The organism is Streptomyces sp. NPDC006544, assembly GCF_040611715.1.
Lineage (GTDB): Bacteria > Actinomycetota > Actinomycetes > Streptomycetales > Streptomycetaceae > Streptomyces.
Genome location: NZ_JBEXOV010000057.1, coordinates 1 through 22,311 on the forward strand (window position 1 = coordinate 1; position 22,311 = coordinate 22,311).

General features: G+C 73.3%; 19 protein-coding genes. 9 read left to right on the forward strand and 10 right to left on the reverse strand.

What is annotated here, in order from left to right:
* Positions 1-159 precede the first annotated feature (159 nt).
* Complete coding sequence (locus ABZY44_RS24300) at positions 160-1,362, forward strand: amino acid deaminase/aldolase (RefSeq protein WP_356657199.1); 1,203 nt, start codon at positions 160-162, stop codon at positions 1,360-1,362.
* A 31-nt stretch (positions 1,363-1,393) separates the two neighbouring features.
* Here ABZY44_RS24300 and ABZY44_RS24305 read toward each other — a convergent pair whose 3' ends face one another.
* The 4 genes from ABZY44_RS24305 to ABZY44_RS24320 form a co-directional block, all read right to left on the reverse strand.
* On the reverse strand, positions 1,394-2,695 hold the full coding sequence (locus tag ABZY44_RS24305; RefSeq protein WP_356657201.1) for a haloacid dehalogenase-like hydrolase: 1,302 nt from the start codon (positions 2,693-2,695) through the stop codon (positions 1,394-1,396).
* 132 nt (positions 2,696-2,827) lie between these two features.
* Positions 2,828-3,658, reverse strand: coding sequence for a 3-oxoacyl-ACP reductase (locus ABZY44_RS24310; protein ID WP_356657203.1), 831 nt, complete (start codon positions 3,656-3,658; stop codon positions 2,828-2,830).
* Positions 3,659-3,662: 4 nt separating this feature from the next.
* Positions 3,663-5,027, reverse strand: a complete 1,365-nt coding sequence (locus ABZY44_RS24315) for an aldehyde dehydrogenase family protein (RefSeq protein WP_356657205.1) — start codon at positions 5,025-5,027, stop codon at positions 3,663-3,665.
* A 135-nt stretch (positions 5,028-5,162) separates the two neighbouring features.
* Positions 5,163-6,542: a glutamine synthetase family protein gene (locus tag ABZY44_RS24320; protein WP_356657207.1), complete on the reverse strand. Its 1,380-nt coding sequence runs from the start codon at positions 6,540-6,542 to the stop codon at positions 5,163-5,165.
* A 77-nt stretch (positions 6,543-6,619) separates the two neighbouring features.
* On the opposite strand from ABZY44_RS24320, the gene ABZY44_RS24325 reads away from it, so the two are divergent.
* The 3 genes from ABZY44_RS24325 to ABZY44_RS24335 all read left to right on the forward strand — a co-directional run bounded on the left by ABZY44_RS24325 (position 6,620) and on the right by ABZY44_RS24335 (position 9,791).
* The gene (locus tag ABZY44_RS24325; RefSeq protein ID WP_356657209.1) at positions 6,620-7,366 is read left to right on the forward strand and encodes an FCD domain-containing protein; all 747 of its coding nucleotides are present in this window, start codon (positions 6,620-6,622) and stop codon (positions 7,364-7,366) included.
* Between the two features lie 208 nt (positions 7,367-7,574).
* Complete coding sequence (gene eat, locus ABZY44_RS24330) at positions 7,575-9,047, forward strand: ethanolamine permease (protein WP_356657211.1); 1,473 nt, start codon at positions 7,575-7,577, stop codon at positions 9,045-9,047.
* 33 nt (positions 9,048-9,080) lie between these two features.
* Positions 9,081-9,791, forward strand: coding sequence for a gamma-glutamyl-gamma-aminobutyrate hydrolase family protein (locus ABZY44_RS24335; RefSeq protein ID WP_356657213.1), 711 nt, complete (start codon positions 9,081-9,083; stop codon positions 9,789-9,791).
* Between the two features lie 308 nt (positions 9,792-10,099).
* Here the strand turns inward: ABZY44_RS24335 and ABZY44_RS24340 are convergent, their stop codons facing one another.
* Positions 10,100-11,029, reverse strand: a complete 930-nt coding sequence (locus ABZY44_RS24340) for a LysR family transcriptional regulator (protein WP_356657215.1) — start codon at positions 11,027-11,029, stop codon at positions 10,100-10,102.
* 70 nt (positions 11,030-11,099) lie between these two features.
* Here ABZY44_RS24340 and ABZY44_RS24345 point away from each other — a divergent pair, with 70 nt between their 5' ends.
* Positions 11,100-12,224 (forward strand): TDT family transporter, encoded by a 1,125-nt coding sequence (locus ABZY44_RS24345; protein WP_356657217.1) that lies wholly within the window; start codon positions 11,100-11,102, stop codon positions 12,222-12,224.
* A 114-nt stretch (positions 12,225-12,338) separates the two neighbouring features.
* Here ABZY44_RS24345 and ABZY44_RS24350 read toward each other — a convergent pair whose 3' ends face one another.
* Together ABZY44_RS24350 and ABZY44_RS24355 are read right to left on the reverse strand one after the other, a co-directional pair.
* The gene (locus ABZY44_RS24350) at positions 12,339-13,070 is read right to left on the reverse strand and encodes a helical backbone metal receptor (RefSeq protein WP_356657219.1); all 732 of its coding nucleotides are present in this window, start codon (positions 13,068-13,070) and stop codon (positions 12,339-12,341) included.
* A gap of 8 nt (positions 13,071-13,078) precedes the next feature.
* On the reverse strand, positions 13,079-13,627 hold the full coding sequence (locus ABZY44_RS24355) for an XRE family transcriptional regulator (protein WP_356657279.1): 549 nt from the start codon (positions 13,625-13,627) through the stop codon (positions 13,079-13,081).
* 298 nt (positions 13,628-13,925) lie between these two features.
* On the opposite strand from ABZY44_RS24355, the gene ABZY44_RS24360 reads away from it, so the two are divergent.
* From ABZY44_RS24360 to ABZY44_RS24375, 4 genes are all read left to right on the forward strand, one after another.
* Positions 13,926-14,831 carry a 5'-3' exonuclease gene (locus tag ABZY44_RS24360; protein ID WP_356657281.1) on the forward strand — a complete coding sequence of 302 codons (906 nt, stop codon included), beginning with the start codon at positions 13,926-13,928 and terminating at the stop codon, positions 14,829-14,831.
* Positions 14,832-14,893: 62 nt separating this feature from the next.
* A complete protein-coding gene (locus ABZY44_RS24365; RefSeq protein WP_356657221.1) occupies positions 14,894-15,736 on the forward strand; it encodes a siderophore-interacting protein in 843 nt (280 codons plus the stop codon).
* A gap of 280 nt (positions 15,737-16,016) precedes the next feature.
* Positions 16,017-16,670, forward strand: coding sequence for a GNAT family N-acetyltransferase (locus ABZY44_RS24370; protein WP_356657223.1), 654 nt, complete (start codon positions 16,017-16,019; stop codon positions 16,668-16,670).
* Positions 16,671-16,712: 42 nt separating this feature from the next.
* Positions 16,713-17,729: an RluA family pseudouridine synthase gene (locus tag ABZY44_RS24375; protein WP_356657225.1), complete on the forward strand. Its 1,017-nt coding sequence runs from the start codon at positions 16,713-16,715 to the stop codon at positions 17,727-17,729.
* Here ABZY44_RS24375 and ABZY44_RS24380 read toward each other — a convergent pair.
* The 3 genes from ABZY44_RS24380 to ABZY44_RS24390 all read right to left on the reverse strand — a co-directional run bounded on the left by ABZY44_RS24380 (position 17,726) and on the right by ABZY44_RS24390 (position 22,303).
* Positions 17,726-18,376, reverse strand: coding sequence for a helix-turn-helix domain-containing protein (locus ABZY44_RS24380; protein WP_356657227.1), 651 nt, complete (start codon positions 18,374-18,376; stop codon positions 17,726-17,728). The genes ABZY44_RS24375 and ABZY44_RS24380 overlap by 4 nt on opposite strands.
* A gap of 90 nt (positions 18,377-18,466) precedes the next feature.
* On the reverse strand, positions 18,467-21,319 hold the full coding sequence (locus ABZY44_RS24385) for a DEAD/DEAH box helicase (protein WP_356657229.1): 2,853 nt from the start codon (positions 21,317-21,319) through the stop codon (positions 18,467-18,469).
* A gap of 93 nt (positions 21,320-21,412) precedes the next feature.
* Positions 21,413-22,303, reverse strand: coding sequence for a diacylglycerol kinase (locus ABZY44_RS24390; protein WP_356657231.1), 891 nt, complete (start codon positions 22,301-22,303; stop codon positions 21,413-21,415).
* Positions 22,304-22,311: the final 8 nt, after the last annotated feature.

Consider the following 22,311-nt stretch of genomic DNA (forward strand, 5'->3'; position numbering starts at 1 on the left):
GCGGGCCGCGGGGCGTCGCCCCCACGGCCGCGACCGGCGTCCGGCGGCCGGGACCCCGTGGTGAGCGGGCCGCGACCACGGAACCCGCCCCGGACGGGGAACCGGGAAGCTCCGGACACCCCCTACCCACGGGTAGACCCATCTGGCAGGCTGCCGCCCATGAACTCCCCAGCCGCCGACCGGGCCCGATACGACCGGGCCACCGCGCACCTCGACGCCCCGCTCGCCCTCGTGGATCTCGACGCGTTCGACGCCAACGCCGACGATCTCGTGCGGCGCGCCGGCGGGAAGCCGGTCCGGGTGGCCAGCAAGTCCGTCCGGTGTCGCGTGCTGCTCGAACGGGTCCTCGCCCGGCCCGGGTTCGCCGGGATCATGTCGTACACCCTCGGCGAGTCGATCTGGCTGGCCCGCTCCGGTTTCGAGGACGTGCTGCTCGCCTACCCGTCGGCCGACCGGGCCGGCTTCGCCGAGCTGGCCGGCGACCCGAAGCTGGCCGGCGCGGTGACCGTGATGGTCGACGACGTCGCGCAGCTGGAGCTGATCGACCGGGCCCGTGACGGGGGCGCCCAGGAGATCCGGATCTGCCTGGAACTGGACACCGCCCTGCACCTCTTCGGCGGGAAGGTCCGCGTCGGCGCCCGCCGCTCCCCGCTGCGCGAGCCGGCCGAGCTGGCCGAGCTGGCCCGTGCGGTGGCCTCCCGGCCGGGCTTCCGCGTCGTCGGACTGATGGGCTACGAGGGTCATGTGGCCGGGGTCGGCGACTCGCTCGCCGGGCGTCCGCTGAGGTCGCGGGTGATCCGGCTGATGCAGGGCGCGGCCCGCAAGGAGCTGGCCGCCCGCCGGGCCGAGGCCGTACGGGCCGTGCGCGCGGTGGTGCCGGATCTGGAGTTCGTCAACGGCGGTGGCACCGGCAGCGTCCAGCAGACGGCCGCCGAGGACGCGGTCACGGAGATCGCCGCCGGTTCGGGGCTGTACGTGCCGCGGCTCTTCGACAACTACACCTCGTTCAGCGGCCGTCCCGCTGCGCTGTTCGCCCAGCCGGTGGTGCGCCGGCCCGGTGTCGGGGTGGTCACGGTGCTCGGCGGCGGGTATCCGGCCTCCGGCGCGCCCGGCCCGGACCGGCTGCCGGTTCCGTACCTCCCCCAGGGCCTGCGCTACGACCCGCAGGAGGGGGCCGGCGAGGTGCAGACCCCGCTGCTCGGCAGCCCGGCCGACGATCTGCTGATCGGCGACCGGGTCTGGTTCCGGCACGCGAAGGCCGGCGAACTGTGCGAGCGCTTCGACGAGTTGCACCTCGTCGAGGGCGACCGGGTGACGGCCACCGCCCCGACCTACCGGGGCGAGGGCCGCACCTTCCTCTGAGGGGTGGCGGGGGTTACTGGACCAGCGGGGGTTACTGGAACACGGAGTCCGTCTGGTCGGGGATGACGCTGGTGTCACCCCGCAGGACGGGCCCCGGGGTGCCGTCGCGGCCGGTGAAGCCGGTGGTCGCGCACGGGTACGGAGCGGCCTTCTGCTTCTTCGGCTGGATGAACATCGGGTTCACCATCCACTTGCCGTCGCTGTCGTCGTAGGCGCGGCACATCAGCTCGTTCTTGTTGCGGTTGACGACGAGCCGCAGGGCGGTCGCGTCCCGCAGGAAGGTGACGTCGGTGTCGGAGTCGCCCGCGGCGAACACCTGGCGGCGGGCGGCCGGCTGGATCTTCTCGGCCGCGGCGCCGCGGACCCCGAAGACCTCCTTGTTGATCCAGCAGCGCTTGCCGTCGATGTACGTGATCATCGTGTCGGCGCCGTCCTGGACGGATCCGCAGCCCTGGAGGTGGGGGGTGAGGACGCCGCCCCGCGTGGTGGTGTTGCGGATGCCGATGACGTGCGACGCGTCGATGCCCACGCCCTGGGCCCACACCTCGACGACCGGCTGCGGCGAGGCCGAGCTGATCCAGACGTCGAAGCCGGCCTTCTGCAGGTTTTTGACGAGGTCCTTCTGCTGGTCGTAGTAGCGCACCCAGCCGGTGGCGGTCGCGCTGCCGACCTGCTGCTCGGCGTCGACGGGCGCGGCCAGGTTCTCGGCCTTCGCGGCGGCCGCGAAGGCGCGGATCTCGCGGGCGGTCCAGCCCTGCATGAGCTGCGGCAGCCAGGCGTAGGCGGGCTCGATCGTCCGGTGGTCCCAGCCGGCGAAGGCGGGGGCGGCCGCGCGGGTCGCGCCGGTGCCGTAGACGGCGTTCAGCTCGTCGGCGCAGCCGATGCCCTCGGGGGTGCCGGTGGGCAGCGGGGCGCCCGGCTTCGCGAGGGCGCCGCAGGCGTCGGCCAGGGCCCTGGCCGCGGCCGGGGTCAGGTAGCGGCTGGTGGTGGTCCAGTCGCCGCCGGACGGCTGGCGGATCTTGCCGTTGCGCAGCAGCCAGAACATCTGTGCGTCGCCCACGTCGTTCTTGACGACGGTGTTGTCCCAGTCGAAGACGGCGACGGGCTTGCTGCGGCTGGGCCGGTACGGGTTGCACGTGCCGTAGGTGTCGATGAGCTGCTGGAGGCGGGCCTGGTTGTCGCCGTACCAGCCGCCGGCGAGCTTCGCGGTGGTGCAGTGGGCGCCCGGGCGGGCCGCCTGGGCGGCGGGAGCGGCGGCCACGAGGGTTCCGGCGGCCATCGCCACGGCGGCGGCGACGGCCGGGAGCCGCCGAACGGAGGGGGATCGGGTCACTGGGGTGAACTCTCCTGATTCTTCTGCAAGATCGTCCGGGACGGTAGAGCACGACAGCCGGGCGTCGTGCGACGCCCGGCTGTCGTGGAGGTGCAGTACGGGTGAACCCTTGGCTTCGGGTCGTTGCGCGGCCTACAGGGGGGTGACGTACGCCCCGGAGATGCCGCCGTCGACCAGGAAGTCGGTGGCGTTGATGAAGGAGGAGTCGTCGCTGGCGAGGAAGGCGACGGCGGCGGCGATCTCGGTGGGCTCGGCGAACCGGCCCAGCGGGATGTGCACGAGCCGGCGGGCGGCGCGCTCCGGGTCCTTGGCGAAGAGCTCCTGCAGGAGCGGGGTGTTGACGGGGCCCGGGCACAGCGCGTTGACGCGGATGCCCTCCCGGGCGAACTGCACGCCGAGCTCGCGGGACATGGCGAGCACGCCGCCCTTGGAGGCGGTGTACGAGATCTGCGAGGTGGCGGCGCCCATGACGGCCACGAAGGAGGCGGTGTTGATGATGGAGCCGCGGCCCTGGCGCTGCATGTAGGGCAGGGCGGCCTTGCAGCACAGGTAGACGGAGGTGAGGTTGACGTCCTGGACCCGCTTCCAGGCTTCCAGGCCGGTGGTGAGGATCGAGTCGTCGTCCGGCGGCGAGATGCCGGCGTTGTTGAAGGCGATGTCCACGGAACCGTAGGTGTCGAAGGCCGTCCTGAAGAGGGCCTCGACCTCCTCCGGGCTGGTGACGTCGACCTTCACGAAGGTGCCGCCGACCTCTTCGGCCGCGGCCTTGCCGGCGGTCTCGTCGATGTCTCCGCAGACGATGTGGGCGCCTTCGGAGGCCAGGCGGCGGGCGGTGGCCAGGCCGATGCCGCTGCCGGCTCCGGTGATGACGGCGGTACGGCCGACCAGGCGGCGGCAGACGATCTCTGCGGCGGCCTCGGTGGACTCGGTGGACTCGGTGGACTCGGTGGACTCGGTGGACATGTTCTCAGGCCTCCGTGCTGATGAAGACGTTCTTGGTCTCGGTGAAAGCGGCGAGGGAGTCGGGTCCGAGCTCGCGGCCGAGCCCGGACTGCTTGTAGCCGCCGAAGGGGGTCCAGTAGCGGACGCTGCTGTGGGAGTTGACCGACAGGTTGCCCGCGGCGACGGCGCGCGAGACGCGCAGCGCGCGGCCCACGTCGCGGGTCCACAGGGAGCCGGCGAGGCCGTACTCGGTGGCGTTGGCCAGGCGCACGGCGTCCTCCTCGTCCTCGAAGGGCAGGACGACGGCGACGGGTCCGAACACCTCCTCGGCGGCCACGGGCGCGCCCGGGTCCACGCCGGTGACGAGGGTCGGCGGGTACCAGAAGCCGGGGCCCTCGGGGGCGGCGCCGCGGACGACCGTCAGGTCGTCGGTGACGTAGGACCGTACGCGGTCCAGTTGCACCCGGGAGATGAGCGGACCCATCTGCGTCTTCTCGTCGTCCGGGTCCCCGACGACCACGCTCTCGACCGCGGGGACGAGCAGTTCCATGAACCGGTCGTAGGCGGACCGCTGGACGAGGATCCGGGTGCGGGCGCAGCAGTCCTGCCCGGTGTTGTCGAGGAAGGACATCGGCGCGGCGGCCGCGGCGGCCTCCAGGTCGGCGTCGGCGAAGACGATGTTGGGGTTCTTGCCGCCGAGTTCGAGGGTGACCCGCTTCACCTGGCCGGCGCACGTGGCCATGATCTGCTTGCCGACCCGGGTGGAGCCCGTGAAGACGATCTTGGCCACGCCGGGGTGCCGGACGAGGGCGTCGCCCGCGACCTCCCCGCGGCCGGGCAGCACCTGGAGCAGGTGTGCGGGGAGCCCGGCCTCCAGGGCGAGTTCGGCCAGGCGCAGCGCCGTGAGCGGGGTGGTCTCGGCGGGCTTGAGGATGACCGCGTTGCCTGCGGCGAGCGCGGGGGCCAGGCCCCAGGCGGCGATCGGCATGGGGAAGTTCCACGGGGCGATCACGCCGATGACGCCGAGGGGTTCGAGGAAGGTGACGTCGATGCCCCCGGCGACGGGGATCTGGCGGCCGGAGAGCCGCTCGACTCCCCCGGCGGCGAAGTCGAGCACGTCGCGCACGTTGCCGGCTTCCCAGCGGGCGTTGCCGATGGTGTGGCCCGCCTCGCGGACCTCCAGCTGCGCCAGTTCCTCGATGTGCCCGTCGACCACGGCGGCGAACCGGCGCAGCAGTCGGGCGCGATCGGCGGGCGCGGCGGCCGCCCAGGTCCGCTGGGCCGCGGCGGCCCGTACGACGGCGGCGTCGACATCGTCCCGTGTGGCGGCCGGGACGATGGCGACGACTTCCTCGGTGGCCGGATTCAAGACTTCCAGCGCATCGGACACGTGGTGGCCTTTCAGACGTTCGGGTGCGGTGGGTGCGGTGGGTGCGGTATGCGGTGGGTGCGGTGACGCGGAGAGTGCGGCGCTGCCGGTCATCCGGTGCGCGGTGCGGTGCGGTGCGGTGATGCGGTCGCGGTTCTACAGGCGTTCGAAGGAGCGGCGCAGTTCCCAGTCGGTGACCGCGGAGTCGTACGCGTCCAGTTCCACGCGGGCCATGTTCCGGTAGTGGGCGACGACCTCGGGGCCGAAGGCGGCCTTCGCGATCTCGCTGTTCTCCCAGAGCTCGGCGGCCTCGCGCAAGGTCGTGGGGACGTGCGCGAAGTCGGCCGTGTAGGCGTTGCCGGCGCAGGGCTCGGGCAGTTCCAGCTGGTGCTCGATGCCGTAGAGGCCGGCCGCGACCAGGCCTGCCACGGCGAGGTGCGGGTTGACGTCGCCGCCGGGGAGCCGGTTCTCGAAGCGCATGGAGCGGCCGTGGCCGACGACGCGCAGGGCGCAGGTCCGGTTGTCCACGCCCCAGGCGACGGCGGTCGGCGCGAAGGATCCGGGCCGGAAACGCTTGTACGAGTTGATGTTGGGGGCGTAGAGAAGGGAGAAGTCGCGCAGCGCGGCGAGCTGGCCGGCCAGGAAGTGGCGCATCACGGGTGACATACCGCCGTGCGCGTGCGCGTCCGGGCCGTCCCCGGCCATCGCGCTGCGTCCGTCGGCGTCGGTGAGCGAGAGGTGGATGTGACAGGAGTTGCCCTCGCGCTCGTCGTACTTGGCCATGAAGGTGAGCGAGACCCCTTCCTGGGCCGCGATCTCCTTCGCCCCCGTCTTGTACAGGGCATGCTGGTCGCAGGTCTTCAGCGCCTCGTCGTAGCGGAAGACGATCTCGTGCTGGCCGAGGTTGCACTCGCCCTTGGCCGACTCCACGACCAGGCCGGCGGCCTGCATCTCGTTGCGGATGCGGCGCAGCAGGGGTTCGACGCGGCCGGTCCCGAGGACGGAGTAGTCGATGTTGTACTGGTTGGCGGGGGTCAGGCCTCGGTAGCCGGAGTCCCAGGCCTGCTCGTAGGTGTCCCGGAAGACCATGAACTCCAGCTCGGTGCCCACCATCGCGGTGTAGCCGAGTTCGGCGAGGCGCTCCAGCTGGCGGCGCAGGATCTGCCGGGGCGCGGCGACGACGGGCGAGCCGTCGTTCCAGGCGAGGTCGGCGAGGACGAAGGCGCTGCCCGGGTTCCACGGGATCCGGCGCAGGGTGGCGAGGTCGGGGTGCATGGCGAAGTCGCCGTAGCCCCGGTCCCAGGAGGACATCTCGTACCCGTCGACGGTGTTCATGTCCGTGTCGACGGCGAGGAGGTAGTTGCAGCCCTCGGTGCCGTGAGCGAGGACCTCGTCGAGGAAGAACGGTGCGGCGAACCGCTTGCCCTGGAGGCGCCCCTGCATGTCGGGGAAGGCCAGGACCACTGTGTCGATCTCACCGCTGGCCACGAGAGCGCGGAGCTCCTCGGGCGAAAGCGGCGGCTTGCGGTCTACCACGGGAATCTCTCCTTCGGTGAGCCGAGGGGGCCTAAGGTATTGAACAGAACCATTGCTTGGGAAGGGGAGGAGCCGAGATGACCGGTACGGCGAGCGAAGGGGACGCGATCACGCGGCTCAATCCGGTGCTGCGGCAGGTGCGGGCGGGCAACGGTTTCGAGGAGGCGCTGGAGCAGATCCTCCAGGTGGTCCGGCTCGGCCTGGTCCCGGGCGGGGAGCGGCTGCCGGCCGAGCGCGAGCTGGCCGAGCGGATGGGGATCAGCCGGGTGACGCTGCGCGAGGTGCTGAAGGTACTCCAGGACCAGGGCCTCGTGGAGGCCCGGCGCGGGCGGTACGGCGGAACGTTTGTACTGGCCCGCCCCGACACCCCGGCCGGGGGCGCCGAGGAGGAGCTGCGCCGGCGGGTCGCGGGCGTGGACATCGAGGACGCCCTGCGCTTCCGCGAGGTCCTGGAGGTGGGTGCGGCCGGCCTGTGCGCCTCCCAGGGGCTGTCGGAGCAGGACGGGGACCGGCTGCTCGGCGCGCTGGCCGCCACCCACGACGCCCCGCTGTCCGCATACCGCCGCCAGGACACGCTCTTCCACCTCACCCTGTGCGAGCTCGCCGGATCCGCCACGCTGACGGCCCAGTACGCGGCCGTCCGGGCCACCGTGAACGACCTGCTGGACTGCATCCCGCTCCTGGTGCGCAACCTCGAGCACTCGCAGCAGCAGCACAGCGCGATGGTGGAGGCGGTGCTGGAGCGGGACGCCGACGCGGCGCGCGAGGTGATGCGCGAGCACTGCTGCGGCACGGCGGCGCTGCTGCGGGGGTTCCTGGCCTGAGCGAGGCCGGCGGGGGGCCGGTGCGGCCGGAGGGGAGCAGGAGGGGGGCCGGGGTGGCCGGCGGGGCGCCGCGGCGGAGGGGCTGGAGGAGGGCCGCCCGGGCGTCCGGGAGCTTTTCGTAACCTCCGTTTAACGCACGGGTCTTGCGCCCGCCGCTCCGGAAGGGCAAAGGTACGCCCCACAACCATTGCCCTAGGCAGGAGCGCACATGGCCGACGACACCGGCGCACGGCTGGCAGCCGTGCCCGAACCCACCACGTCCCCCGAGAGCGGCGGCGACGGCTACCTGGAACGCCGTACCCTGCGCCGCGGCAGCGCCGGCTGGCTGCTGCTGACCGGTCTGGGCGTCGCGTACGTCGTGTCCGGCGACTTCTCCGGCTGGAACGTCGGCCTCGCCCAGGGCGGTTTCGGCGGCCTGGCCGTCGCCACCGTCCTGATGGGCGCGATGTACGCGTGCCTCGTCTTCTCCCTCGCCGAGCTGTCGGCGATCCTGCCCACCGCGGGCGGCGGCTACGGCTTCGCGCGCCGGGCCCTGGGGACCTGGGGCGGCTTCCTCACCGGCACCGCGATCCTGATCGAGTACATCCTCGCCCCCGCCGCCATCGCCATCTTCATCGGCGACTACGTCCAGTCCCTGAAGCTCTTCGGCCTCACCTCCGGCTGGCCGGTCTACCTCGCCTGCTTCGCGGTCTTCATCGGCATCCACCTGTGGGGCGTCGGCGAGGCCCTGAGCTTCTCCCTCGTCGTCACCGCCATCGCCGTGATCGCGCTGATCGTCTTCGCCGTCGGCGCGTTCACCCAGTTCGACGCCTCCCGCCTCGACGACATCGCCGTCGACACCACGGCCGCCGGCGCGAGTTCGTGGCTGCCGCTGGGCTTCCTCGGCATCTGGGCCGCCTTCCCCTTCGGCATGTGGTTCTTCCTGGGCGTCGAGGGCGTGCCGCTGGCCGCCGAGGAGGCCAAGGACCCGGTCCGCTCCGTGCCGCGCGCCCTGTCGATCTCCATGGGCATCCTGGTCCTGCTCGCGCTGGTCACCTTCCTCGCCTCGACCGGGGCGCGCGGAGCCGACGCCGTCAAGGACGCGGGCAACCCGCTGGTCGTCGCCCTCGAGGGCGACTCCGGGCTCTCCTGGCTCAAGACCTTCGTCAACTACGCGGGCCTCGCGGGCCTGGTGGCCTCCTTCTTCTCCCTCATCTACGCCGGCTCGCGCCAGTTGTTCGCCCTCTCGCGGGCCGGATACCTGCCGCGCTTCCTGTCCCTGACCTCGAAGCGCAAGGCCCCGTACCTCGGCCTGCTCATCCCCGGAGCCATCGGCTTCGCGCTGGCCGCCGCCACCGGGAACGGCCCGCGCATGCTGAACATGGCGGTGTTCGGAGCGACCATCTCGTACGCCCTGATGGCCCTTTCCCACATGGTGCTGCGGCGCCGCGAGCCGGGCCTGGAGCGCCCGTACCGCACCCCCGGCGGCGTCGCCACCTCCTCGGTGGCCTTCGTGCTCGCCCTCTCGGCCCTGGTCGCCACCTTCCTGGTGGACAAGGACGCGGCGTTCATCGCGCTGGCCGTGTACGCCGTCGCCCTCGCCTACTTCGCGTTCTACAGTCGGCACCACCTGGTGGCGTCCGCGCCGGAGGAGGAGTTCGCGGCGCTGGCCGCGGCCGAGGCCGAACTGTCCCGCGACTGACCACCCGAACCCCGTCCCCTGGAGGTAACCACCGTGCCCAGGCCGCTCATCGGCATCACCACCTACATCGAGGCCGTCACCCGCTACGGCGTGTGGAACGTCCCGACGGCCCTCGTCCCCACCGGGTACTACGAACTCGTCCAGGCCTCGGGCGGCACGGCCGTGCTGCTGCCGCCGGACGACCCGGAGGCGGCGGCGGAGGTGCTGAGCCGGCTGGACGGCCTGGTCGTCGCGGGCGGCCCCGACGTGGACCCGGTCCGCTACGGGGCCGCCCGGGACCCCCGTACGGGCGCGGCGGCGACACAGCGGGACGCCTGGGAGCTCGCGCTCATCGCCGCGGCGCTCGCCTCCCGGACGCCCGTGCTCGGGATCTGCCGGGGCATGCAGGCGCTGAACGTGGCCCTCGGCGGGACGCTGGTCCAGCACATCGACGGGCACTTCGAGACGGAGGGCGTCGTCGCCTGGCACCCGGTCCGCCCGGTCCCCGGCACCCTGTACGCGGCCCTGGTCCCCGAGGAGGCGCAGGTCCCGACCTACCACCACCAGGCCGTCGACCGCCTGGGCCGCGGCCTGGTCGCCTCGTCACACGCGGTGGACGGCACGGTGGAGTCGGTCGAACTCGCCGACCCCTCCCACTGGGTCCTGGGCGTCCAGTGGCACCCGGAGCGCGACGAGGACACCCGCGTGATGTCCGCCCTCGTCGCGGCGGCGACCACCGCGGCGCTCTGCACCACTCCCGCCTGACCGGCCGCCACCGGGCCCCCGGGCCCCGTCCGGCCCCCAGGGCCGCGGGCACCACCCTCCCGGAGCGCCCCCGCACCACGTACGCGGCCCCGCACATCACCACGGCCGCGGTCCGGCCCCTGGTGGAGCAGCTGCGCCGTGCGTGCCCCCGGGCCGTCGTCGCCGAGACCGAGTACCGCATGCGCCATTACGTCGACATCGAGCGGGGCATGTCCCCGGGCTGAGCGCGGCCCCTCAGGGCAGCCTGAGGCGGCCCGGGGCCCGTCGCCGCGGACGGCGGCGCCGCCCGGGGGTGCTGCGAAGAAGGCTCAGTGCCGCGTGAGCGACAACAGGTCCCGCGCCGGGCCCGCCGGACGGGAGCCCACGGGCCAGACCGCGCGCAGCGCCCGGTCGAGCGGGGTGTCGAGGACCGGGACGGACACGAGGCGGCGGGCCGCCAGTTCGTCCCCGACCGCCAGCTCCGACAACACGCACGGCCCGGCTCCGCTCAGCGCCGCGGCCTTCACCGCCGTGGTGGAGGCCAGTTCGAGCAGCGGCTCCGCCAGGCCGCCCATGCCGGCCAGAGCCGCGTCCAGGACCTGCCGGGTGCCCGAGCCCCGCTCCCGCAGGATCAGCGGCGTCCCCGCCAGCTCCGCGGCTTCCACTCCCCGCGACCGCCGGGCCCACGGGTGTCCCGGGGCCACCGCCACCACGAGGCGGTCCTGCGCGATCACCACCGCGTCGAGCCCCTCGGGCACGCTGAGGCCCTCGACGAAGCCGAGGTCGGCCTCGTGCGCGAGGACCCGCTCGGCGACGGTGGCCGAGTTCCCCGCGTGCAGCGACACCGCCGTGCCGGGGCGCTGCCCGCGCAGCGCGATGAGCCAGCCGGGCAGCAGGTACTCGGCGATGGTCATGCTGGCCGCGACCCGCAGCCGGGAGTCGCGACGGCCCCGTAGCGCCTGCGCGCCCGCGTCGAACGCCTCGGCCGCCTCCACCACCCGGCGCGCCCAGTCCGTGACCAGGGCGCCCTCCCGGGTCAGCGTCGAGCCCCGCGGGGACCGGTCCACGAGGGCCACGCCGAGCCGGGTCTCCATCGCCCGGATCCGGCTGCTGGCGGCGGGCTGGGTGATCCCGAGCCGCCGGGCGGCCCCGCTCAGGCTCCCCACCCGGGCGACGGCGAGCAGCAGCTCCATGGCGCCCAGGTCCGGAACCCTGTGCGCCAGCGGTACCTGCGGTTCAGCCCAGTCCTCGATGCCCATAACTTCAGTTTATGCCCTCATAGGAACAAGGCCTCTGCCGTCCGGGACGGCCCGACGGGACGCTGGACCCATGGCCACCACCCTCGTACGCCCCCGTCCCACCACCCCCGGGACCCTGCGGATCCACAAGGTCCCCTCGCTGCGCCACCTCGGCCCCAACTGGTACGCCTCGGTCATGGGCACGGCGATCATCGCCAATGCCGGCGCCGCCCTCCCCTACCAGGTCCCGGGCCAGCGCGTGGCCTGCCAGATCTTCTGGGTCCTGTCCGCCGCCGCCCTCGCCGTGCTGCTGACCGCCCGCGCCGGCCACTGGATCCACCACCGTGACCAGGCCCGGGCCCACCTGCTCGACCCGGCCGTGGCCCCGTTCTACGGCTGTCTCGCGATGGCCCTGCTGGCCGTGGGCGGGGGCACCCTCATCGTCGGCAAGGACCTCATCGGCGTTCCCGCCGCCGTCGCCGTGGACACGGTCCTCTTCACCGCCGGCACCGCGATCGGCCTGCTCGCGGCCGTCGCCGTGCCCTACCTGATGGTGGTCCGCCACAAGGTCGAGGCCCACCAGGCCACCCCCGTGTGGCTGCTCCCCGTGGTGGCCCCGATGGTCTCCGCCGCGCTGGGCCCCCTGCTGATCCCCCACCTGCCCGCCGGCCAGGGCCGCGAGGCCATGCTGCTCGCGTGCTACGCCATGTTCGGGATCAGCCTGCTCGCCACCCTGCTGATGCTCCCCCTGGTGTTCGGCCGGCTGATCGTGAGCGGCCCCCTCCCCCTGGCGCTCACCCCGACCCTGTTCCTGGTCCTCGGCCCCCTCGGCCAGTCCACCACCGCGGTGAACTCCCTCGCCGACATGGCCCCCCAGTCGATATCCGCCGCGTACTCCGGCGCCTTCGCGGCCTTCGCCGTGGTCTACGGGGTGCCCGTGATGGGATTCGCCCTCCTCTGGCTGGCGCTGGCCTCGGCGATGCTGCTGCGGGCGGCCCGCGACGGCATGGGGTTCGCCATGACCTGGTGGGCGCTGACCTTCCCCATCGGCACCTGCGTCACCGGCGCCGCCGGACTCGCCCGCCACACCGGCCTCACCGCCTTCTCCTGGCTGGCCGCGGCCCTGTTCCTGGCCCTGCTGACCGCCTGGCTGCTGGCCGCCGCGAACACCCTGCGCGGCCTGCTGACCGGCCGCCTGCTCGCCGCGCCCCGCTAGCTGGTGCCGTGACCGGGCCGTCCCTTCCGGATCTCGCACGGGCCCGCGCCCGGAGGGGCCGTCGGGTCCGCCCTTCACGGCGGCCGGCCTTCCCGCACCGCGCGGACGCACGCCCTACCGCACCGCCGCGCGCAGGGCTCGCGCCAGCACCTCCGGCGCCTCGGCCAGGGAGGGCCCGTACCAGGTCAGGTGCCGTCCGCTGACGAGCGCGGCCGGGATCCGCGGGAAGGCCTCGGGTCCGTCGCCGGCGGTGAACCGGTACGGCTCGTCCGGGAGGACGACGAGGTCGCAGCCCGCCGCGGCCAGCTCGGCCGCCGGGATCCGGGGATAGCGCTCCGCGTGAGCGGCGTAGGCGTTGTGCACGCCGAGGCGGGCCAGCAGGTCCCCCGCGAAGGTGTCCCGGCCGAGCACCATCCACGGCCGCCGCCAGATCGGTACGAAGGCCAGGGCAGGCGGGAGCGGCTCCGTCCGGGCCCACGCGGCCTCGGCGTCCGCCAGCCACCCGGGCCGCTCCAGACCCAGCGCCCCCACCAGCACCCGCTCCAGCTCGCTCAGCGCCTGCGGGAGGTCCCGTACCTCGGTGACCAGCACCTCCAGCCCCGCCGCTCGCAACGCGTCCAGGTCCGGGGCCCGGTTCTCCTCCTCGTTGGCGAGGACCAGGTCCGGGCGCAGCTCCGCGATGGCGCGGACGTCGGGGTTCTTGGTGCCCCCGACGCGCACCGCGTCCCCGAGGCCGGCGGGATGCGTGCACCAGTCGGTCACCCCGACCAGCGCGCCGGGCGCGCTCACGGCCACCGCCTCGGTCAGGGACGGCACGAGCGAGACGACCCGCTTCGGTGTCGGCACCGGGCGGCTCAGTGGCCCGGCGAGGGCGGCTCGGACGTGGCGTGGATGTGGTCGCCGACCGCGACGATCAGGATCCGGGTGTCCTCGGTGACGGCCCGCCACCGGTGGCGCACCCCGCCGGACAGGAACAGGGCGTCGCCGTTCTCCAGCCGGTAGGCCCGCCCCTCGGCCTCCACCTGGCAGGCGCCCGAGATCACGTACATCAGTTCGTCGTTGCGGTGCTGGTACTCGCGGCCGGCGTCCTGGTCCCCGGTGAACTCCAGCGCGTGCAGCTGGTGGTGCCCGCGCACGAGGGGCCGTACGCCCGGGACGAGGGTGAGCCCCGCGCCGTCGCCGGCCCGTACGAGGTCCACGGTGCGCGCGGTGTCCGAGGCGGCCAGCAGCTCCACGGCGGTGGTCTCCAGCGCGTCGGCGACCCGCTCCAGGGACCGCATGCTGGGCCGCGCCCGTTCGTTCTCTATCTGGCTCAGGAACGGGACCGACAGGCCGCTGCGCGCCGATACCGCGGCGAGGGTGAGGTGCAGTGCCCGGCGTCTCTTGCGCACGGCCACGCCCACCCGGAGCGGTTCCTTGGCGTCCTTGTCCTTGTCCCGTTCCTTGTCGTCCGTGCCGCTCGATGCGCGCGCGGCGCTCCTGCCGTCCGTGCCGTCGGTGCCGTCCCTGTCGTCCATGGTGGGGCTGCCCTCCCCTTGTCCTGGTCCGTCGCACATCACACGTCGCACATCGGCGTGCTGCAAGCACCTTACGCAGCAACCGGCCCACGTTTCGCGCTCAAGAGCCGAGGAGGGCCGCCCTCAGGTACTTTCCACCGGGCCTCAAGGCATCATCGTGAACGTGACGACGACACGACGCCTGATGCTCCTGGACACCGCCTCCCTCTACTACCGCGCGTACTTCGGCGTGCCGGATTCGGTGAAGGCCCCCGACGGCACCCCGGTCAACGCCGTGCGCGGCCTGCTCGACTTCATCGGCCGCCTCGTGCAGGACCACCGGCCCGACGATCTGGTGGCCTGCATGGACGCCGACTGGCGGCCGCACTGGCGGGTGGAGCTGATCCCCTCCTACAAGGCCCACCGGGTCGCGGAGGAGTCCGCGAGCGGCCCGGACCTCGAGGAGACCCCGGACACCCTGGCCCCGCAGGTGCCGATCATCGAGGCCGCCCTGGACGCCTTCGGGATCGCCCGGGTGGGCGTCGCGGGGTACGAGGCGGACGACGTGATCGGCACGCTCACCACGCGCGCCACCGGCCCCGTGGACATCGTGACGGGCGACCGGGACCTGTACCAGCTGGTCGACGACGCGAAGCGACGGCGCGTGCTGTACCCGCTGAAGGGGGTCGGCAGCCTGCAGGTGACGGACGAGGCGTGGCTGCGCGAGAAGTACGGCGTGGACGGCCCGGGCTACGCGGAGCTGGCGCTGCTGCGCGGCGACCCGAGCGACGGTCTGCCGGGCGTACCGGGCGTGGGCGAGAAGACGGCGGCGAAGCTGCTGGACGCCTACGGGGACCTGGCCGGAATCATCGCCGCGATCGACGACCCGAAGTCGAAGCTGACCCCCGTGCAGCGCAAGCGGCTGGACGAGTCCCGGCCCTATCTGGCGGTGGCCCCGAAGGTCGTCCAGGTCGCCGCGGACGTCCCCCTTCCGGCCTTCGATCCCGCGCTCCCGGCCGTCCCCGCCCAGCCGGACCTGGTCGCCGCACTGGCCCACCGGTGGGGCCTGGGAGGAGCAGTGGAACGCCTGAGCAGCGCACTGCGCACCTGAGGTGATAACTTAGGTAATCCTAAGCTTCACGGATGTCAGGGTCGGAAGGTCAGGGGAACGTCGTGGCAGAAGGACGCGTCCGCACGGTCGGCACCGCAGTCGTCGTGCGCACCGAGCGGTTGAGCCCGCACATGGTGCGGGTGGTGCTGGGCGGTGACGGGCTGGCCGGATTCGGCGCGGGCGCGTACACCGACCACTACGTGAAGATCCTGTTCCCTGCGGAGGGCGTCACCTACGCCACCCCGTGGGACCTGGACCAGATCCGGGCGGCCCATCCGCGCGCGCAATGGCCGCGGCAGCGGGCGTACACGGTGCGCTCCTGGGACCCCGCCCGCCGGGAGCTGGCCCTCGACTTCGTGGTGCACGGCGACGAGGGCCTGGCCGGCCCCTGGGCGGCCCGCGTCCAGCCCGGTGAACTCGTACGGTTCCTCGGGCCGGGCGGGGCCTACGCCCCGGACCCGGCGGCGGGCTGGCACCTGCTCGTCGGCGACGAGAGCGCCCTGCCGGCGATCGGCGCCGCGATGGAGCGCATGCCGGCCGGGGCCGTGGTCCACGCGCTGGTGGAGGTCGAGGGCCCGGCCGACGAGCTGAAGATCACCACCCCGGACGGGGTCGCCCCCCTCTGGATCCACCGTGGCTCGCGCCCGATCGGTGAGGCCCTGACGGAGGCCGTCCGGGCCCTGCCCTTCCCCTCCCCGGACGTCCACGCCTTCGTGCACGGCGAGGCGGGCTTCGTCAAGACGCTGCGCCGTCACCTGCGCCTGGAGCGCGGCATTCCCCGCGAACGCCTGTCGATCTCGGGCTACTGGCGCCTGGGCGAGACGGACGAGGGCTGGCGCTCGATCAAGCGCGACTGGAACGCCGCGGTCGAGGCGGAGCAGGAACACCTCGCGGCCGCTCGCTGAGCCGGCGCGGAGGGGGCCCCGTAGGTGCGGGCCCCTCGCGGCCCGTAGGTGCGCCCCTCGCGGCCCGTAGGCGCGGGCCCCCTCGCGCGCGGCTCCGGGTCGCCCGCGGAGCGCGTTCCCCCGGCCGGCGGGTCGGCGGCCGGGTGCGCCCGCCGCGCGTGCCGGCGGCAGCCGGCGTCCGGATCCCCCTGGAGCCGGCGTCGCCATGGCCAATTCCGAGCCCCCTCGCGTAAGCTCCCCTTCGCAGGAATACCTATTACATCCAGGGGGGCGGACGGCCATGGGGGACACCGGGACCAGCGAGCTCGTGCGGATGTGGATCGACGGCTGGGTCGTCTCCCGCGGCAGCTCGGACCCGATCGACGAGCCGTGGGGGTGGACGATCGACGTCGGGCAGGCCCGGCACGTCGCCCGGCACGTGCTGCCGGAGCCCTCCGAGGCCGATGTCCGCAAGATCGTCGCCACGACGAGCGCGCCCGGGACGTGGCTGAAGCTGTTCGCCGAGGACCAGGAGGTCCTGCCCTGGGTCGGGCCGGGCTGGCGGCTGGACGTCCCCGGTTTCCTGATGACCTGCCCTCTCGCACCGGAGCACACCGCCGCGCCCGCCGGCTACACGCTCACCCGCTGGACCCGGGGCGGCGTCAGCCGGGTGCTGGTCCGTACGGGCGCCGGGCACTTCGCCGCCCGTGGACAGATCGCCCGGGCGGGCACCCATGCCGTGGTCGACCAGGTGGAGACCGCCCCCGAGCACCGGCGCAAGGGACTCGGCGGCCTGGTGATGCGCGCACTGCAGAGCACCGCCTACGAGGCCGGCGCACGGACCGGCCTCCTGGTCGGCACGCCCGAGGGCCACGCGCTCTACTCCTCACTGGGCTGGACCACCCACTCCCCGATGGCGAGCCTCTGGTACGAGCCGTCGGACCCCGCCCGGTGAGCTGAACTCGCGGGAGCCCCCGGCCGCATAGCCTGTACCCCGATGAAACGCAGATCCCACATCCCCGACCCGCCCCTGCCCCAGATCGACGGCATCGACCCGGTCCGCATGCGGCTGCCCCCGGACCCGCAGGGCACGTGGCCGGATCTCGGCTCCTACCTCGCGGCGCGCTACGAGGGCACCCGCGGCGAGGAGTCCATGGCCCGGCTGCTCCGGGACGGCCGGGTCCTGGGGGTCGGCGGACGGGTCCTGGGACCCGGGGACCCGTACGAGCCGGGGGCCTTCCTGTGGTTCCACCGGGACATGCCGCCCGAGCCGGTGGTGCCCTTCCCGATCGGGGTCGTGTACCGGGACGAGCACCTGCTGGTCGCCGACAAGCCGCACTTCCTGGCCACCACCCCGCGCGGAAGCCACGTCTTCCAGACGGCCCTGGCCCGCCTCCGGGTGGAGCTCGGCCTGCCCGCGCTCAGCCCGGCACACCGCCTGGACCGGATGACCGCCGGACTGGTGCTGTTCAGCATCCGCCCCGAGGACCGGGGCGCCTACCAACTGCTCTTCCAGGAGCGGCGGATCCGCAAGGAGTACGAGGCGCTCGCGCCCCACGACCCGGCGGTCGAGTTCCCCCGGACCCTGCGCAGCCACATCGAGAAGGTCCGCGGGGTGATGGCGGCCGTGGAGGTCGAGGGCGCGGAGCCGAACGCCGAGACCCTGGCCGAACTCATCGGCGTCAGGGGCGACCTGGGCCGCTACCGGCTGACTCCGCACACCGGGCGCACCCACCAGCTGCGGGTGCACATGAACAGCCTCGGCCTGCCGATCCTGGGCGATCCGGTCTATCCGGCGGTCCGCGATCCGGCGCCGGACGACTACCGTCGGCCGCTGCAACTCCTCGCCCGCACGCTGGAGTTCACCGATCCCGTCACCGGGACCGCGCACCGGATCGAGAGCGGCCTCACCCTGCGCGCCTGGGAGGACCGGGCCGGCTGGGAAGGCGAGGACGGGACGGACGCCGGTACCGGTACCGGAACCGGGACGGGGGCCGGGCGGGGCCCCCACTAGCCGGCGATGCCCGCGATCCGCAGCGCCGCGTCGGCGGTGGCCTCCGCGAAGGCGGACACGGGACGCGCCGGATCGGCGCGGTGGACGAGCATGACGCCTTCGATGAGGCCGAAGACGAGGTCGCCCCGGAGCACCAGCGCGGCCCGGTCCGCGGCCGGTTCGGACGCGGCGCAAGCCCGGTCGAGCAACTCCTGGTAGGCGTCCTTGAGTTCCAGGCGCATCCGCAGGAAGCGGGTGAACCGCGCCCCGCCCACCTCGGGCAGCAGGTAGAGCGCGCCGAGATTGTAGGGCCCGCCGCACAGCAGCAGCACGTCCGAACGACACAGCTCCCACAGCCGGCGGCCGGCCGGCCGGTCCGGTTCGCCGAGCAGCCGGCGGGCCAGGGCCAGCGAGGGCGAGACCGTGGACTCCAGGAGTTCGGCGAGGAGTTCCTCCTTGCCGCCGAAGTAGTGGTACATCGTGGCCTGGCGCATTCCGGCCCGCTCGGCCACCGCCCGCGTGGTGGTGGCCGCGTACCCCCTGACCGTGAACAGCTCGGCCGCCGCGTAGAGGAGTTCCTCGCGCGGCGGCCGGCCACTGTCCGGCCGCACCTGGTCGGCGCGCGGCCGACCGACCCGTCTCGGGCCCTCTCCCGTTCCCCCAGTCATGGCCCGATCGTCGCACAGGACACGCCGAATCGATCTTGGCAAGAGGTCAGATCCGGCCATGCCTACGTGTGGAGGAAGCGACAAGCCCTCTCAGCCCACCGAGCTGTAGGCCACCACACCCCGCAGCAGCGCGTCCACGGCCTTGCGCGCATTGCGCGCCACCGTGCTGCCGCCCTGCGAGGACGGCGGGGCCGTGGAGGACGGCGCGGCGGCCGCGACCTGCCCCAGCACGTCGATGACCTGCTTGCACCAGCGCACGAAGTCACCGGCCGGCATCTCGGCCTCGCGCAGCACCTCGTCCAGGCCCTTGTCCGAAGCCCACTGGTACACGGCCCACGCGAAACCGAGGTCGGGCTCGCGCTGGCCCACGCCCTCCGTCTGGTTGATGCCGTGCTCCTCCTCCAGCGCGTCGAGCCGGCCCCAGATGCGGACCATCTCGCCCAGCGCCGCCTTCGCCGCGCCGCCCGGCACCTTCGGCGCGACCGCGTCGTCGGACTGCCGCGCCTCGAAGACCAGCGCCGAGACGCAGGCGGCCAGTTCGGCCGGGCTCAGCCCTTCCCAGATGCCCGCCCGCAGGCATTCCGACGCCAGCAGGTCGAGCTCACCGTAGAGCCGGGCGAGCCGCCGGCCGTGCGGAGTGACCTCGTCCTCGCGCAGATAGTCCAGATCGGTCAACAGCGCGTGGATCCGGTCGAAGGTACGGGCGATGGTGTTCGTCCGGCCCTCGATGCGCCGCTCCAGTTGCCGCGTGTCCCGCTGCAGCCGGTGGTAGCGCTCCGCCCAGCGCGCGTGGTCCTCGCGCTCGTCACACCCGTGGCACGCGTGCGCGCGCAACTCGGTGCGCAGCCGCGCGATCTCCCGGTCGTCGGCCGCCGCCGCCCGGCCGCGGCTGTGCCGCTCCACCGGGATGTGCCCGGCCTTGACGCGCAGCTGCGACGCCAGGTCCCGGCGCGAGTGCGGGGACTTCGCGTTGAAGGTCTTGGGGATCCGCATCCGCTCGATGGGCTCCACCGGGACCGGGAAGTCGATCGCGGCGAGCCGCTTGACCTGCCGCTCCGCCGTCAGCACCAGCGGACGCGGGCCCTCGGTGTACTCGTGCCCGCGGTGCCCGTTGGACCGGCCGGGCGGCACGCCCGGCTCCAGCACCAGGGCCAGCCCGGCGAACTTGCCCGTCGGCACGTGGATGATGTCGCCCGGCTTCAGCTTCTCCAGCGAACCGGCCGCCTGCACCCGGCGCTGCGCCGCACCCTGCTTGGCCAGGTCCGTCTCGCGGTCCTTGAGGTCGCGACGCAGCCGCGCGTACTCCTCGAAGTCTCCGAGGTGACAGGTCATGCCCTCCCGGTAGCCCTCCAGGCCCTCCTCGTTGCGCTGCACCTGCCGGGAGATCCCGACGACCGAGCGGTCCGCCTGGAACTGCGCGAAGGAGGTCTCCAGCAGTTCGCGCGAGCGGTGCCGCCCGAACTGCTGGACCAGGTTGACGGCCATGTTGTACGAGGGCCTGAAGCTGGAACGCAGCGGATACGTACGGGTACCGGCGAGCCCCGCCAGGGCCGCCGGGTCCATGCCCCGCTGCCACAGCACCACCGCGTGACCCTCGACGTCGATCCCGCGCCGCCCGGCCCGGCCGGTGAGCTGCGTGTACTCGCCGGGGGTGATGTCGGCGTGCTGCTCGCCGTTCCACTTGACCAGCTTCTCCAGGATCACCGTGCGCGCGGGCATGTTGATGCCCAGCGCCAGGGTCTCGGTGGCGAAGACGGCCTTCACCAGGCCCCGTACGAACAGTTCCTCGACGACCTCCTTGAACGTGGGCAGCATGCCCGCGTGGTGCGCGGCGATGCCCCGCTCCAGGCCTTCGAGCCATTCGTAGTACCCGAGGACGTGGAGGTCCTCGGCGGGGATCGCCGCGGTGCGCTCCTCGACGATCTCGCGGACCTTGACCCGCGCGGCGTCGTCGTTGAGCCGCAGCCCCGCGTACAGGCACTGCTGCACGGCGGCCTCGCAACCGGCCCGGCTGAAGATGAAGTTGATGGCGGGCAGCAGCCCGTCGCCGTCCAGGCGGGCGATGACCTCGGGGCGCGAGGGGGTCCAGATCCGGCCGCGGGAGCGCCGCTCGCGCTCGCGGTCGGCCTCGCGGACCATCTTTCCGCGCCGCCGGTCCTTGGGGTTGTACCGGCTGGTGTTCTCCTCGCGCGCCATCCGCAGGAGATCGGGGTTGACCTCGCGGCGCGCGGAGCCGCGGCCACCGTGATCGGACTCCTCCTCGAAGAGGTCGTAGATCCGGCGGCCTGCCATGACGTGCTGCCACAGCGGTACCGGCCGCTCCTCGGAGACGATCACCTCGGTGTCGCCGCGCACGGTGTCGAGCCAGTCGCCGAACTCCTCGGCGTTGGAGACGGTCGCGGAGAGGGAGACCAGGGTCACCGACTCGGGGAGGTGGATGATCACTTCCTCCCAGACGGCCCCGCGGAACCGGTCGGAGAGGTAGTGGACCTCGTCCATCACGACGTAGCCCAGCCCGGTCAGCGACTGCGAGCCCGCGTACAGCATGTTGCGGAGCACCTCGGTGGTCATGACGACCACGGGAGCCTCGGAGTTGACGCTGTTGTCACCGGTGAGCAGGCCGACCTTGTCGGCGCCGTAGCGCCGGGCGAGGTCGGCGTACTTCTGGTTCGACAGGGCCTTGATGGGCGTCGTGTAGAAGCACTTGCGGCCCTGTCGGAGGGCGAGGTGCACGGCGAACTCGCCGACGATCGTCTTGCCCGAGCCGGTCGGGGCGGCGACGAGGACGCCCTTGCCGGCCTCCAGTGCCTTGCAGGCCTCGATCTGGTACGGATCCAGGTCGAATTCGTACATCTCGCGGAAGGGCGCCAGAGCGGTGGCCTCTTCGGCGGCACGGATCCGGGCAGCGGCGTACCGCTCGGCGGGTGAGAGTTCTTCGGTCATCTTGTCATCGAGCCTACCCGCCACCCCTGACAACAGTCGCGATCTTTATGAGGAGCCCGGAGCGTGCGCGGCCGGGCCCCGGCCCCTGCGCGGCTACCCCAGCAGACGCAGGGCGGAGGGGACGCACACGGCGGTCACGGGCAGGGCGCCGAGCGGCTCGCCGTCCGCGTAGGCGGTGCTGCCGGCCGCCTCCAGGGTCACCTTCGCCGCCCGGTGGACGGTGACCTTCGGGTGGGACAGGTGCGTTCCCCGGTACACGCGCGGGAACACCTTCAGCAGGGTCGTGCGGCTGCAGTCGCCGACCACGGTGACGTCGAAGAGCCCGTCGTCCGGCTGGGCGTCCGCGCAGATGCGCATGCCGCCGCCGTAGGAGGAACCGTTGCCCACGGCCACCAGCGTGGCCTCGGTCTCGAAGGCCGGTCCGTCGTCGAGGGCGATCCGGTAGCGGAAGGGGCGGAAGGCGGCCAGCTCCGCGATCATCGCCAGGTCGTACTTGAACCGGCCGGCCGGCAGCCGCATCCGGTTGCCCCGGTCGTTGACCCGCGAGTCGAAGCCGGAGCACAGCACGGTCCCGTACCAGGTGCCCCCGTCGACCCGGCCGAGGTCGAGGTCCCGGATCCGGCCCCCCTTGAGGGCCTCGGCGGCCAGCCGCCCCGCCCGCGCGGGATCCCTCACGGGCAGACCCGTAGCCCGCGCGAAGTCGTTCCCGGTGCCCACCGCGACCACCCCGAGCGGGACCGGGGTGCCCGCCACGGCCTGGAGCGCGAGGGAGACCATGCCGTCTCCGCCGACCGCGACGACGGCGCCGGTGCCCTCGCGGACGGCGTCGCGCAGGCGGGCCAGCGCGTCCGCGGCGTCGGCCCCCACGACGGTCCGCACGGAGAATCCTGCGTCCCGGAGCGCGGAAGCGGCCGGCTGCGCGGCGTGCGCGCCCCGGCCGCGTCCGGCGGTGGGATTGACGAAGAGGGTGATCTCAGCACTCACGTGCGGGA

What these genes read in the sequence shown, in the direction of transcription:
- ABZY44_RS24380 (WP_356657227.1), bottom strand. Translation starts at nt 18,376, where the DNA reads ATGACTGGGGGAACGGGAGAGGGCCCGAGACGGGTCGGTCGGCCGCGC.
- ABZY44_RS24375 (WP_356657225.1), top strand. Translation starts at nt 16,713, where the DNA reads ATGAAACGCAGATCCCACATCCCCGACCCGCCCCTGCCCCAGATCGAC.
- ABZY44_RS24325 (WP_356657209.1), top strand. Translation starts at nt 6,620, where the DNA reads ATGACCGGTACGGCGAGCGAAGGGGACGCGATCACGCGGCTCAATCCG.
- ABZY44_RS24300 (WP_356657199.1), top strand. Translation starts at nt 160, where the DNA reads ATGAACTCCCCAGCCGCCGACCGGGCCCGATACGACCGGGCCACCGCG.
- eat (WP_356657211.1), top strand. Translation starts at nt 7,575, where the DNA reads ATGGCCGACGACACCGGCGCACGGCTGGCAGCCGTGCCCGAACCCACC.
- ABZY44_RS24310 (WP_356657203.1), bottom strand. Translation starts at nt 3,658, where the DNA reads ATGTCCACCGAGTCCACCGAGTCCACCGAGTCCACCGAGTCCACCGAG.
- ABZY44_RS24360 (WP_356657281.1), top strand. Translation starts at nt 13,926, where the DNA reads ATGCTCCTGGACACCGCCTCCCTCTACTACCGCGCGTACTTCGGCGTG.
- ABZY44_RS24370 (WP_356657223.1), top strand. Translation starts at nt 16,017, where the DNA reads ATGGGGGACACCGGGACCAGCGAGCTCGTGCGGATGTGGATCGACGGC.
- ABZY44_RS24385 (WP_356657229.1), bottom strand. Translation starts at nt 21,319, where the DNA reads ATGACCGAAGAACTCTCACCCGCCGAGCGGTACGCCGCTGCCCGGATC.
- ABZY44_RS24345 (WP_356657217.1), top strand. Translation starts at nt 11,100, where the DNA reads ATGGCCACCACCCTCGTACGCCCCCGTCCCACCACCCCCGGGACCCTG.
- ABZY44_RS24340 (WP_356657215.1), bottom strand. Translation starts at nt 11,029, where the DNA reads ATGGGCATCGAGGACTGGGCTGAACCGCAGGTACCGCTGGCGCACAGG.